Below are 15,632 nucleotides of genomic sequence, written 5' to 3'. Positions count from 1 at the left end.
AGTGTGAAGCGGTTTTCGGACGACATCATGCTCTAACTATATAATGGAGAACAGGATTCAGATTTTAGGCCGACCCGGCCTAAAATCATCCTGTTCTAGCCTGCGGCCGGGCGCGGTGCCTTTTCCGGCTCGGCGGCAAYCTTGCCTGTCAGTGCTTGGCCGTGGAAGCGGCTCAGCTGGCTGACAACGTCCTGAATTTCGCTTGCCGTTCGTTCGGCATTCCAATCGAGCGCTGCCCCGGCAACGCCGGCGATTTCCTGCAAGCCTTCCAGCGTCAACCGACCCTCGATCGCAAGCGTCGTGCGGCGCATCACGATGTCCAACAGGTGGATAGCGAGTTCATTCCGGGCGATCCAGTCGACCTCGCGGAGACTGTAACGCGGCGCACCCGTCAGGCGCTGTTMGTCGGTATAGCCTGAAACAGAAGAAAGCAGGGCTGCGGCCGTCGTGCCGTAGCGGCGGAGCAGTTCGTCAGCACGCTCGGCGGCGACGCCGCTGCGTGACGCGGCATCGCTGATCCAGGCGTTACGCTGCTCGGCATTAGCCGGAAAGGCCTTGCCGCCGCCGATCGCTAGATAGCGTGTCGACTGGCTGCGGCGGCGCTGCRGCCGGGAGAGAACGGTGTCGGCAACCTCTTCCGCAAAGCCGCGGAACGTCGTCCACTTGCCTCCGACCAGCGAAATGATCGGAAAAGGTCTGCCCTTCTCTGGCTCCTTCACCGGCGCGGAGTGATCGCGGCTGATCAACCCCGGTGCGGCCGCATCCGATGCCGGCAGCGGGCGGATACCGCTATAGCTGTAGACGATCTGGTCGCGATCGAAGCGGAGCGTCGGCAGTAGCGAGCGGACGCTTTCGAGGAAATACTCGGTTTCCGGCTCTTCGCAGCGGACATTGTCCGGATCATCCGCCGGAATGTCGGTCGACCCGACCAGTGCCAGCCCGAGATAGTCGTAGACGAGGCAGATGCGACCGTCGTCGGCCTCAAAATAGATCATATGGCCGTTGAGGCTTCGCACCAATTCGGGATGGTCAAGCAGGATATGGGAACCCTTGGTGCCGCCGATCAGGCGCGATGGAGCGCCGAGCAAAGTGTTGACGTGATCGATCCAGGGACCTGCCGCATTAACGACCAGCTTGGGAGCAACGGTGACATCGCGACCATCGGGCAGCCGGAAGGTCAAACGCCCATCTGAAACGGCAGCCAGTGTCGCGAAATTTGCCGCGAGGCTCCTCGTATTCGCATCGAGACCATCGCTCACGAGCTCATAGACGAGCCGCTCCGGCCTGCTGATCTTGGCATCGTAGTAGATGCCGCCGGCGACGATGGCGGGGGTGACATGCGGCATTTCCTTGCGCGCTTGTTTCTTCAGGATCAGCCGGTGGCGCGGCATGACCTGGTCGCGTGAACCGAAAAAGTCGTAGAGCCGAAGCCCGATCTTGATGAGAACCGCACCACGGCTGCGTGGCGCCGTCTTCGACCCGAAGAGCGTCCGTATCGCTGCCCAGATACCACGGGTCCAGGAAAAGACCGGAATGAAGGTCGGCAGCGGCTCGACGCAATGCGGCGCGTTCTTGAGCAGGAGGTTGCGCTCAAGCGTCGACTGCGCAACCAGTCCGAACTCACCCGTTTCCAGATATTTCAGGCCGCCGTGAATGAGCCGCGATGGTGCAGCGCTCGTGCCGGAACCAAAATCGGCCTTGTCGACGATCAGGCAATTGACACCCTGTATCGAGAGGTCGCGGAACAGGCCGGCGCCGTTGATGCCCGCCCCGATGATCAAAACGTCGATATCGTTCTCGCCGAGATTCGAGAAGCGCTGCTGCAAATCGGGGGTCATGCTCATCGTCCTAAATTGCCCGCCGCAGCAAGCATTTGTCTTTTCAGTTTGCCGATTGCTCCGGCGCAAGCGCGGCAATCCTAGGCCAAAGGGGGATCATCGCGTCGGCAATCTCGCGGAACACCTGGTAACGCTTTTCATAATCCGCGCTGCGCGCTGCATCGGGCCGGCAAGTCTTTGCGATGGAGGCAGTGTCGCGCGGATCGCTCTGCGGGTCGGCGAAGACCCCGGCGCCCGACCCGGCACAAAGCGCAGCACCCCAGGCGGCCGCCTCATCCGTCTCGGTTACCGTGACCGGCATGCCAAGCACATCGGCAAACATCTGCACGACGGCAGGATTGCGCGAGACGCCACCGGCGAGCCGCGCCTGATCGAAGGCAAAGCCGTCGCGAAGCGCGTCGACATGAATGCGATGATTGAAAGCGATGCCCTCAAGCACGGCGCGCAGCATGTCGCCGCGGTCGTGCCATCCACCGAGCCCGAAGAAACCGGCGCTGGCTGCTGCGCCATAAGGCGAGCCGAACAGATAGGGATGGAAGAGCGCCGTCGAGGGGCGTTCGAAAGCGGCATCGATCTCGGGCGCCAGCAGGCCATGGATCGAGTTGCCTTGCACCTCGCCATTCTTCCGTTCGGCAGCGCAGAGCGTGTCCAGAAACCAGTCGTAATTCGCTGTCGATGCCGGGGAGATCGACATGCTGTTCCAGATGCCGGGTGCAATCCCGTTGCGGCAGAACCAGCGCCGGTCGACACGTGGTTCCGACGAAAGCGTCTCGTTGATCGAATAGGTCCCGGCAATGACCGCGACAACACCCTCGGCATAGCCCCCTGCCCCAAGCGCCGAGGCCGTGACGTCGTGCAGGCCGGCAACGACAGGCGTTCCTTCGGCAAGGCCCGTCAGTTGCGCGGCTTCACGCGTCACGCGTCCGACGATCTGGTCTGAGCGCGAGGCTGGTGGCAGGGCGTGGACGAGATCCTCCAATCCAAACAGCCGAAGGGCGTCCTCACTGTAGTTCTGCGTTTTGACATTGGTGAAGGAGGTGCTGGCTTCGGTGCGGTCCGTACCGATGATCCCGGTCAGGCAGAACCGCAGCCAATCCTTGCAGCTGATGAAATGGCCGATGCGCTTGTAGCGCTCAGGCTCCATTTCGCGGATCCAGGCAAGCAATGCAGATGGCGCGGAGACGTGCGGGATCTGCCCCGTCAGTTCGATCGCCAGGTCGGCGACGTCGCTTTTCGTCCACCGGTCGACGATCGCCCCTGCCCGGCTGTCCAGCGAGAGAATGGCCCGGCCAAGCGGCTTCCGGGCGTGATCGAGCAGGTAGATGCCGTCTCCATGCGCGGTAGCGGCAATGCCCTCTATGTCGCTTGCCGGTCGCCCGCTGAGCGAAATCGCTTCGCGGATGGCATCGGCCGTCGCGTTCCACAATTCATCCATGTCGCGCTCGATATGGCGGGCCTTCGGAATGAACTGCGTAACGCGGCGCCGGGCGGCTGCAAGCGGCGTGCCATCGATATCGAAGATGACCGCCTTTGTGACGGTCAAACCACTATCGATCCCGAGCAGTGTCGGCATTCAGGTTTACCTCATGACGAGCAACTGGCCCACGCCGTCAGGAGCGCCCTCCGGCGCCCTTGGCGATGACCACGTTGATATCTCTGGACCGCATGCGGTCGATGTGCACCGGCTGGGTTTTGTCGTCGACGATAACGACGTCGAACTCATCCAGTGCTKCGAAACTGTGGAGTGCGCGCCGTTCGAACTTGGTATGATCGGCAAGCAGGATGCGTTTTACGGAACAATCGAACATGGCCCGCTTGGTATCGACTGTTTCAGGAGACTGGTGCAGCACCGTGCCGTCGCTGATCGCCGACATCGAGATGAACGCGACATCTGCCCTGAGAGCCTTGATCTCGTTGATGGTCATGCGACCCATGAAGGCGTTGCACCAATTGTAATACTGGCCGCCAAGGGCGAGCAGCGTCACGTCGTGCAGGCCCGTCAGCGCATTCATCAGCGTCAGGGAATTGGTGATTGCCGTGACCGGCGCCTTCGAAGGCAGATGTGCYGCCATCTGAAGAACCGTGGTCGAGTCATCGAAAAAGATCGCCTGTCCCGGTTCGACGAATTGCATTGCCGCCTCGGCAATCAGCTTCTTTTCCACCGACTGACGGTTCGAGCGATAGACGTCGCTGGATTCGATGAGATTGGTCGCCGCCGCCGTGACGATACCGCGCGTCTTCCTGAAGAGGCCGCGGCTGACGAGTTCATCGACATCGCGGTGAGCCGTCATCAGGCTGATCCCAAAACGGTCTGTCAGGTCTTCAATCCGCATCGAGCCTTCACCCATAACGGCCTCTGCAATCATGCGGCGGCGCGCGATCTGGCGCGTCTGCCGGCTGTCGCTGGTGAGCTGGTCCAACAGATCGTCGTCCCGGCTGGTCTTCTGTGTCACGGGTCACTCCTGTCGCTGAATTATGGATCCCAGCTTCGTACAGTGATTGCCGCGCCAAGGCAAAAAGGCGAAACGCAACCGGCGGTTGGACCGTCGGCCATCGCTTCCAGCATGAAAATGAGGGCGCTCTAACGAGCGCCCTTTTACCGTTTACTGCGCCAGAACGAACGGGCCGGTGTATTTGTCGATGTTGTCCTTGGTGATCAACAGGCAATCGAAGAGCTGCTTCTCGCTCTTGGCGCCCGTGTTGCCCGTCTTGATCAGGTTGTCGGCCTGCTTGACGGCTTCTTCGGAGAAGACGGCAACCGGTTGGAGGACGGTGTATTGGAGTTCGCCCGCCTTGATGGCAGCAACGGCATCCGGCGAACCGTCGAAGCCGCCGACCTTCACATTGGCGAGCTTGCCGGCTTCCTTGAGTGCGGCGATCGCACCGAGCGCCATTTCGTCATTGCCCGAGATGACGCCGACGATATCCGGGTTGGCCTGCAGCATGGACTGCATCTTGTTGTGGCCCTGGGTGCGGTCCCAGTTGGCAACTTCCTTGGCGACCTTCTTCAGATCCGGATACTGCGAAAGGACAGTCTCGTAGCCATTCGACCGTGTTGCAGCGTTGTTGTCGGAAGGAGCGCCGAAGAGTTCGGCATAGTTGCCCTTGTCGCCGATCGCTTCGACCCATTGCTGTGCGCCGAGGGCGGCACCCTGTGCGTTGTTGGAAACAAGCTGCGCCTTCGCCAGGCCTTCCTGGTTGATTTCGGCGTTGACGAGGAGGACCGGGATGCCGGCAGCAACGGCCTTCTTGACCGCACCGACGGAACCGTCGGCGTTTGCCGGGTCAAGGATGATCGCCACCGACTTGTTGGTGATCGCCGTATCGATCAGGTTGCTTTCGGTATTGGTGTCACCCTTGTGGGCGTTGACCGAGGCCGTGTAGCCCAGCTTTTCGGCAGTTGCCTTGGCGACGTTGCCTTCCGTCAGCCAATAGGGATTCGACGGATCGTTGACGATGATCGTCATCATGCCCGCTGCCCAAGCGGAGCTTGCCAGAAGCGGTGCTACGGCCGCGGCGGCCAGAAGTATGCGCATGCCTTTCTTAAACATAGTCTCTCTCCCATTTGTGAGTTCAGTTATTGCCGGGGATCCGGCAGTGCTTTCCCCAATCGGCTTCGTGGACTCCAGCCTGCCGTCGTGGATAAGTTTCAGTCTCAGCCGTCAGGACGATTTGACCCGGCGGCCGTATTGGATGCTGTTCATGAGGACGGCGAGAACGATCACCGCGCCGGTGAATACGGTCTGCCAGTAGGCCGAGACGCCGATGATCACGAGGCCGTCCGAAAGGAAACCGATGACGAAGGCGCCGAGCATGGTGCCGCGGACGGTACCGCGGCCGCCGGTCAGCGCCGCACCGCCGATGACCACGGCTGCGATCGCCGTCAGCTCGTAGGTTGTGCCTGCCGTCGGACCGGCGGAGGTCAGCTGCGAGGAGAGGACCAGGCCGGCGATCGCAGCACAGACGCCCGAAAGCACATAGACGATGATCTTCACGCGCTTGACCGGGACGCCGGAGAGATCGGCGGCACGCTCGTTCCCACCTGAGGCGTAGAGCCAGCGGCCGAAGGCGGTGCGGCTCAGCACGATGCCGCAAATGATGGCGAGAACCGCAAGCACGATGACCCCGATCGGAATACCTGCGAGCCGGTTGAAGCCGAGCCAGTCGAAGCCGGTATTGCCGAGTTCCGGACGGCCGCCGAGGTTATTGTAGGTCAGGCCGTTGGTCATCAAGAGCGCGATACCGCGGGCCACGTAGAGCACGCCGAGCGAGGCGACGAAGGCCGGCACCTTGAGGTAGGCGATCAACACGCCGTTGACCGCACCGACCAGCGCACCGAGCGCACATGTGATGACGACGACGGCCCAGACCGGCGGATAGAGGATGACGCCGAAATAGGTGAGCGTGACGCCGTGCATCAGGAAACCGGCGATGCAGCCTGCAAGCCCCAGTGTCGAGCCGACCGACAGATCGATGCCGCCATTCAGGATGACGAGCAGCATGCCGATCGCCAGAATGCCGAAGATCGCGACGTGCGACGCCATGATCAGGAAGTTGTTCAGCGTGAAGTAATAGGGCGACAGGAACGAGAAGACCGCGATGATGACGATCAGCGCGAAGAAGGCCCGGCCTTCCAGGATGAGACGCACGATATTGGTATTGCGCTTCTGCCCGCTGGAAACTGATTTCTTTTCGGTGATGTTCGTGACTGACATAATCAGTGCTCCATAATCCAGGCTAGTGCGCGACCACGGCTTCGCCGGAGGCGGCCATGATCTTTTCCTTGGTGACATCCGAGCCGAACTCGGCCGATATCCTGCCGCGATGCATGACGATGATGCGGTGCGCGATGCTCAGGCATTCATTGACTTCGGACGTCGAATAGATGACCGCCAATCCCTGCTTGGCGCGCTCTGCAAGCAACTTGAACACTTCCGCCTTGGCGCCGATGTCGATGCCGCGGCTTGGCTCATCGAGCAGGATGACCTTCGGCTGGGTTGCCAGCATCTTGCCGATAACCACCTTCTGCTGGTTGCCGCCGGAGAGCGAGCCGATCGAAGCTGCACCGCCATCGGTTTTCACATGCACCCGCCGGATCGCGTCATTGACGAGATCGCGCTCCCGATGGCCGGAGGTGAAAAGCCCTTTGGTGAAGGCGCGGATACTCGCAAGCGACAGATTGGAGCCGACCGTCATCGTCTGGACGAGACCGTCGCGCTGGCGATCTTCGGGCACGAGCACGAGACCGCTGGCAATGCGCCCGGCGATGCTGAGCCCACTGACGTCCTGTCCTTCGAGCAGAACCTGTCCGCCGCTTGCGCGCAGACGTCCGGCAATGCACTCGAGCAGTTCCGTGCGCCCAGCGCCCATCAGCCCGTAGATGCAGACGATCTCACCGGCACGCACCTTGAGAGACAGACGATCGACTGCATTATAGGCAGCGCCGGAAGGACCGGGGACACTGAGGTTTTCGATGGAAAGCGAGACGTTTCCGAACTGGTGACCTTGCGGCGGGCTGCCGAGGTCGAAATTCTCACCGACCATGTTGCGGACGATCCATTCGAGATCGATATCCTTGCGCTCGGCGTAGGCCGTCATGTTTCCGTCGCGCAGAACGACGGCGTGATTGGTGATCTGCAGCGCCTCTTCCAGATGATGCGAGATGTAGACGATCGACACGCCGCGGCTGGTCAGGTCGTGGATGACCTTGAAGAGCACTTCCACCTCCGTCGCGCTCAGCGCTGAGGTCGGTTCGTCCATGATCAGGATGCGCGAATTGACGGAGAGGGCTCGTGCAATTTCGACGATCTGCTGCTGGCCCAGGCGAAGATCCTCGACGCGGGTCTGCGGATCGATGTCTTCCTCGAGCTCTTCCATCAGCGCCCGGGTCTGACGCTCCTCTTCTGCGAAGTCGACGACACCACCTTTAATGATCTCCCGGCCCATGAAAATATTGTCGCGGACACTGAGATTGGGGGCGAGGCTGAGCTCCTGGTGAATGATGGAGATCCCGCACTCGCGCGCATGGGTCGACGAGCTGAAGCTGATCGGCGAGCCGTCGAGAATGATCTCGCCGGAGCTTGCCTGCGCCACACCCGAAAGGATCTTCATCAAGGTCGACTTGCCCGCGCCGTTCTCCCCGAACAACGTTGTGACCTGGCCGCGATGAATGTCGAAGTTCACCCCCTTCAGGGCGTGAACGCTGCCGTAGGATTTTGCGATGTTGCGGGCAGCGAGGACGACCTCGCCTTTCGCGCCGTTGCTGCGTTGCGGCTGGCTCATTTGAGCTCGACCTTCACCGGCGTGACGAGCCAGTTCTTCGGATTGATGAGCTTGAAGACGCCGACGACGGTCGCCTGCTTTCCGTCCAGGGCGTCAGCATCCAGGCCCGCAAAAACCGCCTTCTTCATCTCGTTATTGATGGCCGAGCCGGCATCCTGATACTGGATCTGGTTGGTGAACTGGCCGAATTCGATGGTGCCGGTTGCGTCGCGGAGGTCCGTGCCGTTGACCGCAGGACCGGTTTGGACACGGACCACCGTCTCGGGAGGCAGCCCATCGATCTTCATTTCGTTGGTGTTCGACTTGCGGGCGCCGAAAACGCCGGTCAGCGTGACGGGAATGACCGGTCCGGTGCTCGTCGCAGTGCCGTATTTCTCGGCCGCCGCCTTCTTGTCGGCGGCAATGGCGGCCGCGAGATCGGCGGCTGCAACGGCCCGCTCCTCGACATTAGCCTTGATTTTCGGAAACTGCTCGGCGCCGAAGGTTTCCGGAGAGAATGCTTGCTGACGGACATCGTTTTCGGAACCGATCTTGACGACCGTCGTATCGAACGCGATCGCTGCAACGACGATAACCGCCAACGCCGCGCTGACAAGGAGCCCGCGATTGCCGCTGCTCGGCTTTGATGCTGGATAATCGGGCGATGTACTCATGTCCGGACGGCCTTGGCTTGGAATGGCGAGATGGAGGGTTAGCGCGACGATGATCGCAGGCGGGCTGAAGCATTGCGTCGCACCGGAACATAAGCCGGCGGGCCACCCGCAAGAGCACAACTCTGGACGAAAATTCGCATTGGAAGCCTCCTCAACAAGACCGGCGGCCGTCTCCTCCAACCGCCTGGCCCTGCAAATTCTCCATCAGGAAGCGCACTTCCGTGATAGAAGTATGTTATTTATGCCGCAAATGATGTTATAAATTTTACGAACTGTCAACGGCACTTTCGCAGCAACTCGATTAAAAGGCACGGCCTCACATCTTGTTCATCACGCTGCGGCGCAGCAAAAAGTGGTAGGAAATGCAATCGCCTTCACACTTGTCATTCGATCGAACGATGCAAGCATCTATTTGTTTTTCGTTCAAAAAATCACAGATCGAGCATCGCACGCACCGCCGTTTTCCATGCCACACGCCGATAGCTCGACAGCGCGGAAGTAAACTCCTTGCTCCTCTATTTTAAATGAAAAAAATTACATCGCTAGAAAAATCTTACTGGCATTATGGTATCTTTATGTTATGTTTCCGAGCGAGCTTAGGGAGGTTTCGGCTGCGCGCCAGATCTGGGATTTGTCAAAGGCGGCGCGCTTGTCGTTGCCCGTGGAAGGGCCGAAGTTGGCAGCCGGATGCATCATCCCAGAGAATTCAGGGATTGGGAGGACTTCAGATGAATTTGATGCGCGTATTGCCCGCCGTGGGGCTTACGGTGGTGACGAGATAGGCCTGCAATGATATCGACCCAGAAGATCATCATTGGCATAGATGCCGGCACCTCGGTCATCAAGGCCGTCGCCTTCGATCCGTCCGGACGCCAGATTGCCACGGCCTCCGTTCGCAACAGATACACCACCGGAGACGATGGCTCGGCAACGCAGTCGCTGGATCAGACCTGGCTTGATTGCGCCAGCGCGTTGCGTGGCCTTAGCGAAAAAGTCCCTGATCTTGCATCCCGCACCGCAGCCATCGCCGTCACCGGACAGGGCGACGGCACCTGGCTCGTCGGCCGCGGCAATACGCCGGTCGCCGATGCCTGGCTGTGGCTCGACGCGCGTGCTGCGCCGACGGTTACGGCACTTGCCGGCGGAACCCAGAACCGTGCCCGCTTCGAGGCAACGGGCACCGGCCTCAACACTTGCCAGCAGGGCGTGCAACTTGCCCATATGGACCGCTTCACGCCGGATCTTCTCGACCAGGCGGAGACGGCGCTGCACTGCAAGGACTGGCTCTATCTCAACCTCACAGGCGTGCGGGCGACCGATCCGTCCGAGGCGAGTTTCACCTTCGGCAATTTCAGAACGCGCCAGTATGATGCAGTGGTGATCGACGCGCTCGGCCTTGACCACAGGCGCGGGCTGCTGCCCGAAATCATCGACGGCAGCGAGATCACCCACCCGCTGACATCGGAGGCGGCGAAGGCCTGTGGACTTCTGACCGGAACGCCGGTCTGCCTCGGCTATGTCGACATGGTGATGACGGCGCTTGGTGCAGGCGTGCGCAGCAGCGCTCGCAACGCCGCCTGCTCGACGATCGGCTCGACCGGCGTGCACTTGCGCGCCAAGTCCGTTGCCGACGTTCAGCTCAATCGTGAGGGCACCGGCTATGTGATCGCCCTGCCCATCCCCGGCATCGTCACCCAGGTCCAGACGAATATGGGCGCCACGATCAACATCGACTGGATCCTCGATGTCGCCGCCTATCTGATGGCCGAGGCAGGCAAGCCTGCTTCGCATGCAGACCTCATTGCGCGCATCGACGGCTGGTTTGCAGAAAGCCGACCGGGGGCGGTGCTTTACCACCCCTACATTTCCGAAGCGGGCGAACGTGGGCCTTTCGTCAACGCCAATGCGCGCGCGGGCTTCACCGGGCTTTCAATGCGTCACGGTTTCCCCGACCTGCTGCGCGGCGTGGTCGAAGGGTTGGGGCTTGCGACGCGCGACTGCTACGCGGCGATGGGCGCGATGCCCGAAGAGCTGCGGGTCACAGGCGGGGCAACACGCTCCGTCGCCCTTCGCCGCTCACTCTCGGCCGCCGTTAACGCACCGATCCGCCAGTCGCGCCGCGAGGAGACGGGGGCGGCCGGCGTGGCGATGATGGCCGCGGTGGCTGTCGGCGTCTATTCCAGCATGGACGATTGCATTGCCGACTGGGTGACGCCGCTGCTCGGCGATCCGGAAACACCGGATGCCAGTAAGGCCCACCGGTTCGACCGGCTTTTTTCTGCCTACACCGATGTACGCCAGGCAATGGCGCCCGCCTGGGACAAGCTCGCCGAAGCCGCAACGACATCGCCGGTGGGCGAGTAATCAAGTTCTGATGCAGCAGGCATCGAAGGAGTACGACATGACTGAACCCGAACTCCTGGATCTCTTCGTCATCGGCGGAGGCATCAACGGCGCGGGGATAGCACGCGATGCCGCGGGCCGCGGCTTGAAGGTCGTGCTGTGCGAAAAGGACGATCTGGCACAGGGAACGTCGTCACGTTCGGGCAAGCTGGTGCATGGCGGTTTGCGTTACCTCGAATATTACGAATTCCGCCTGGTGCGTGAGGCGTTGATCGAGCGTGAAGTGCTGCTCAATGCCGCGCCGCATATCATCTGGCCGATGCGCTTCGTCCTGCCGCACAGCCCAGAGGATCGCCCCGCATGGCTCGTGCGGCTCGGCCTCTTCCTCTATGATCATCTCGGCGGCCGCAAGAAGCTGCCCGGGACCCGCACGCTCAATCTGCTCCGCGACCCGGAAGGCACGCCGATCCTCGATCAATACACACGCGGCTTTGAATATTCCGATTGCTGGGTCGACGACGCCCGCCTCGTGACCTTGAATGCGGTCAGCGCAGCGGAAAACGGCGCCCTGGTACTGACCCGCACGCCCGCCGTGTCGGCCCGCCGCGAGAATGGCGGTTGGACCGTGGTCACCAAAAGCAACTCCACGGGAGAGACGCGAACCTTCCGTGCCAAATGTCTGGTGAACTGCGCCGGCCCCTGGGTGATGGACATCATCAATCGCGTCGCCGGATCGAACTCCGGCCGCAACGTCCGCCTCGTCAAGGGCAGCCACATCATCGTGCCGAAGTTCTGGGCGGGCGCCAATGCCTATCTGGTGCAGAACCACGACAAACGCGTCATTTTCATCAATCCCTACGAGGGCGACAAGGCGCTGATCGGGACGACCGATATCGCGTACGAAGGCCGGGCCGAGGATGTTACCGCCGACGAGACGGAGATCGAGTATCTGCTCCAGGCGGTCAATCGCTACTTCAAGGAAAAGCTGCGTCGCCACGATGTGCTGCACAGCTTCTCCGGCGTGCGCCCGCTGTTTGACGATGGCAAGGGCAATCCGTCGGCCGTTACCCGCGACTATGTCTTCGATCTCGACGAGACAGGCGGCGCTCCACTGCTCAACGTCTTCGGCGGCAAGATCACCACGTTCCGCGAGCTCGCTGAACGCGGCATGCAGCGCCTGAAGCACATCTTCCCGAACATGGGAGGCGACTGGACTGAGAAAGCGCCGCTGCCGGGCGGCGAAATTCCGAATGCCGACTACGAGAGCTTTGCCAACAGCCTGCGCGATATCTATCCCTGGATGCCGCGCAAGCTCGTGCATCACTATGGCCGTCTCTATGGCGCCCGCGCCAGGAATGTGGTTGCCGGTGCGACGGGCATAGAAGGGCTCGGGCGGCATTTCGGCGGACAGCTCTATGAGGCCGAGGCCCGCTACCTCGTCGCCACGGAATGGGCCGAAACGGCCGACGACATCCTCTATCGCCGCACCAAACACTACCTCCATCTGAACGAAGCGGAGCGCGCGGCCTTTGGCGAGTGGTTTGCTTCAACCCGCCTTGCCGCCGCCTGAAGGATGCCGCCATGCCGCTGACCCTTTCGCTCAATACCAATCCGCTGGTGAACCGCTTCGCCGACCCAGACGATCTGATCGACACGGTTGCGCGTGACCTGCGGATCCGCGACCTCCAACTGACCCACGAATTTATCAATCCGAGCTGGCAGGCGCCCGTGATCAGCCGCCTGACGCGCACGATGAGCGCTGCGCTGAAGCGCACCGGCGTACGTGTCACCTCGGGCATGACGGGCCCCTACGGGCGCCTCAACCATTTCGGACATCCGGATGCCGATGTCCGCCGCTACTACGTCGACTGGTTCAAGACCTTTGCCGACATCACTGCCGATCTCGGCGGCCACGCGGTCGGAACGCAATTTGCGATCTTCACTTACAAGGACTTCGACGATCCGGCCAGACGCGAGGAGTTGATCAAGATCGCCATCGATTGTTGGGCTGATGTCGCCGAGCACGCGCGCGCCGCAGGCCTCTCCTACATGTTCTGGGAGCCGATGAGCATCGGCCGCGAGTTCGGCGAGACGATCGGCGCTTGCCTGTCGCTGCAGGAGCGGTTGACGGCCGCCGGAATGGCCATTCCGATGTGGATGATGGCGGATATCGATCATGGCGACATCACCTCCGCCGATCCCGATGACTACGACCCCTATGCCTGGGCGCGCGCCGTCCCGCCGGTATCGCCGATCATCCACATCAAACAGAGCCTGATGGACAAGGGCGGGCACCGGCCCTTTACCGCCGAATTCAACACCAAGGGCCGCATCCAGCCGGCACCTCTGCTCCAGGCACTGGCCGAAGGTGGGGCGAAGGACAATGAAATCTGCCTGGAACTCTCCTTCAAGGAACGCGAGCCGAACGATCGCCAGGTCATCCCGCAGATCGCCGAAAGCGTCGCCTTCTGGGCGCCGCATATCGACACTGGCGTCACTGACTTGAACATCTGAGGCGGAGATCTTTAAAAGGCAGCACTGCGATACGGCGGAATCGCCGCATGACCTTCGAAAAGGAGCCGTGATGACGGACGCCGATGATACGCTTGCCGTGCGTGCTGCCTGGCTTCACTATGCCGGTGGCCTGACGCAGTCCGACGTTGCTCGCCGCCTCGGCGTGCCGTCGGTAAAGGCCCATCGCCTGATCGCAAGAGCGGTTGCCGATGGTGTCGTCAAAGTCACCATCGACGGGGATATCGTCGAATGCGTCGAGCTGGAGATGCGGCTTTCGGAACGGTTCGGGCTTCAATATTGCGAGGTCGCCCCCGATCTCGGCGAGGAAGGCTTGCCGCTGCGCGCACTCGGTCATGCCGGCGCCGGCTATCTCAAGCGCGAGATCGAGCGCGGCGACAACACAGTCATCGGCCTTGGTCATGGCCGCACGCTTTCCGCCGCCGTCCAATATATGCCGAGGGTGAGCGCGAAGAACCTGCGCTTCGTCTCGTTGCTTGGCGGGTTGACACGAAACTATGGCGCCAATCCTTATGACGTGATGCATCGCATCGCCGAAAAGACCGGCGCCCACGCCTATGTGATGCCGGTTCCCTTTTTCGCCAATACCGGCGAGGACCGCGAAGTGCTGAAGGCGCAGCGTGCCGTCAAGGAGGTCTTCGATCTTGCCAATAATGCTGACCTGAAGCTCGTCGGCCTGGGAACTGTCGATGCCGAGGCGCAGCTTGTTTTGTCCGGCATGGTCGAACCCGGTGAAATCGACGACATTGCCGCAGCAGGCGGCGTCGGCGAAATCCTCGGACATTTTTTCGACGCCGACGGCCACATCCTCGACACCGCGCTGACGGCGCGCACGCTCTCTGCGTCTTTCCCTAAGACCAAGAAAGAGCGGCTTGTGGCGCTGGCGGGCGGACAGTCGAAAGTGGCGGCCATCCGGGCAATTCTGAATAGCCGCCGTCTTTTCGGGCTGATCACCGATGAGCGAACTGCGCAGGCGCTGCTGAAGTAGCTATGGGAAGACAACAACATTTTATCGCAAAATAACACAATAAATGTTGATTATCACGCATACTCCGTTATCTTAACATCAACGAGGGCGGGAGAGCGGGATGAGGCGAGAAGAGCGGCAGCAGTTGATCGTCAACCTGCTCGTCGAAAACAAGACCGTCGATCTCGACGACCTTGCCGATCGCTTCACCGTGTCAAAGATGACGATCCATCGCGATCTCGACGATCTCGAGCAGGCGGGCGTCCTGCGCAAGGTTCGCGGCGGCGCGACCATTGATGCCGGAACGCAGTTCGAAAGCGACTTCCGCATTCGCGAGCGCCAGGGCAGCGAAGCCAAGCTGGCTATGGCTGAGACCGCGCTGGAACTGGTCGAGCCCGGGATGACGGTGATGGTGAACGACGGCTCGATGGCGGCCGTGCTCGGCGAAATGCTGCTGCAGAAGCGGCCGCTGACCTTGATCACCAACAATGCGGCGATCATGGAGCGGCTGAAAGGCGAAACCGGCATCACGTTGATCGCGCTTGGCGGCATCTATTCGGCGAAATTCAACGCCTATCTCGGCGTCGTCACCGAGGAGGCACTGTCGCGGCTGAGGGCCGACATCGCCTTCATTTCAACGCCTGCCGTCAGCGGCAGGCTGGCCTACCACATGGACGACAACGTCGTGCGCGCCAAGCGGGCGATGATTGCGTCGTCGACCAGGACCTGCCTTCTGGTCAACCATCAGCGCATCGGCCACACCGCCCTGCATGTCATGGCGGATCTGGCCGATTTCGACGCGATTATCACCGACAGCGCACCGGATGCTGCTGTCCTGGAGGAATTCGAGCAGGCGGGCATTACGCTCACCATTGCATCAACGCAGGATCCGACATGACCGAAAAGCCGCGCTTCTGGATTGGCACCAGCTGGAAGATGAACAAGACGCTTGCTGAAGCCGAACACTTCGCCCGCGGTCTCGAAGCTGCCGACGCCGCGCGCGACCCGCATATCCAG

Annotated in this window: 12 protein-coding genes and 1 pseudogene; 6 read left to right on the top strand and 7 right to left on the bottom strand. The window is 61.3% G+C overall.

The genetic code is table 11. The features are described from left to right. Positions 1-95 precede the first annotated feature (95 nt). From AC1ECN_RS29390 to AC1ECN_RS29360, 7 genes are all read right to left on the bottom strand, one after another. Positions 96-1,844, bottom strand: coding sequence for a glycerol-3-phosphate dehydrogenase/oxidase (locus AC1ECN_RS29390; protein ID WP_477954927.1), 1,749 nt, complete (start codon positions 1,842-1,844; stop codon positions 96-98). Between the two features lie 37 nt (positions 1,845-1,881). After that, a complete protein-coding gene (locus AC1ECN_RS29385) occupies positions 1,882-3,411 on the bottom strand; it encodes an FGGY-family carbohydrate kinase (protein WP_024319814.1) in 1,530 nt (509 codons plus the stop codon). Positions 3,412-3,448: 37 nt separating this feature from the next. Continuing rightward, positions 3,449-4,291, bottom strand: a complete 843-nt coding sequence (locus AC1ECN_RS29380; protein ID WP_477954925.1) for a DeoR/GlpR family DNA-binding transcription regulator — start codon at positions 4,289-4,291, stop codon at positions 3,449-3,451. Positions 4,292-4,441: 150 nt separating this feature from the next. Continuing rightward, the gene (locus tag AC1ECN_RS29375; RefSeq protein WP_017967825.1) at positions 4,442-5,389 is read right to left on the bottom strand and encodes a D-ribose ABC transporter substrate-binding protein; all 948 of its coding nucleotides are present in this window, start codon (positions 5,387-5,389) and stop codon (positions 4,442-4,444) included. A gap of 111 nt (positions 5,390-5,500) precedes the next feature. Further along, entirely contained in the window at positions 5,501-6,553 is a 1,053-nt protein-coding gene (locus tag AC1ECN_RS29370) for an ABC transporter permease (protein ID WP_007637093.1), read from the bottom strand. 22 nt (positions 6,554-6,575) lie between these two features. Next, complete coding sequence (locus tag AC1ECN_RS29365; RefSeq protein WP_018480520.1) at positions 6,576-8,120, bottom strand: sugar ABC transporter ATP-binding protein; 1,545 nt, start codon at positions 8,118-8,120, stop codon at positions 6,576-6,578. Next, a complete protein-coding gene (locus AC1ECN_RS29360) occupies positions 8,117-8,773 on the bottom strand; it encodes a DUF2291 domain-containing protein (RefSeq protein ID WP_024319815.1) in 657 nt (218 codons plus the stop codon). The genes AC1ECN_RS29365 and AC1ECN_RS29360 overlap by 4 nt, the downstream gene beginning before the upstream one ends. A 789-nt stretch (positions 8,774-9,562) precedes the next feature. Between AC1ECN_RS29360 and AC1ECN_RS29355 the strand changes: the two genes are divergently transcribed. The 6 genes and pseudogenes from AC1ECN_RS29355 to AC1ECN_RS29330 form a co-directional block, all read left to right on the top strand. Further along, the gene (locus tag AC1ECN_RS29355) at positions 9,563-11,137 is read left to right on the top strand and encodes an FGGY-family carbohydrate kinase (RefSeq protein WP_130726074.1); all 1,575 of its coding nucleotides are present in this window, start codon (positions 9,563-9,565) and stop codon (positions 11,135-11,137) included. A gap of 37 nt (positions 11,138-11,174) precedes the next feature. Beyond that, positions 11,175-12,686 (top strand): glycerol-3-phosphate dehydrogenase, encoded by a 1,512-nt coding sequence (locus AC1ECN_RS29350; protein WP_130726073.1) that lies wholly within the window; start codon positions 11,175-11,177, stop codon positions 12,684-12,686. 11 nt (positions 12,687-12,697) lie between these two features. Next, the gene (locus AC1ECN_RS29345) at positions 12,698-13,630 is read left to right on the top strand and encodes a sugar phosphate isomerase/epimerase family protein (RefSeq protein WP_024319818.1); all 933 of its coding nucleotides are present in this window, start codon (positions 12,698-12,700) and stop codon (positions 13,628-13,630) included. 70 nt (positions 13,631-13,700) lie between these two features. Next, positions 13,701-14,636 (top strand): sugar-binding transcriptional regulator, encoded by a 936-nt coding sequence (locus AC1ECN_RS29340; RefSeq protein WP_018480514.1) that lies wholly within the window; start codon positions 13,701-13,703, stop codon positions 14,634-14,636. A 100-nt stretch (positions 14,637-14,736) separates the two neighbouring features. Beyond that, positions 14,737-15,513 carry a DeoR/GlpR family DNA-binding transcription regulator gene (locus tag AC1ECN_RS29335; RefSeq protein WP_018068526.1) on the top strand — a complete coding sequence of 259 codons (777 nt, stop codon included), beginning with the start codon at positions 14,737-14,739 and terminating at the stop codon, positions 15,511-15,513. After that, positions 15,510-15,632 (top strand): annotated as a pseudogene (locus tag AC1ECN_RS29330) (triose-phosphate isomerase); the annotation flags it as partial. The gene AC1ECN_RS29335 and the pseudogene AC1ECN_RS29330, both read left to right, overlap by 4 nt.

It is taken from the genome of Rhizobium sp. 01N447_2 (assembly GCF_056399245.1).
This window is presented reverse-complemented; position numbering and strand designations above follow the sequence as displayed.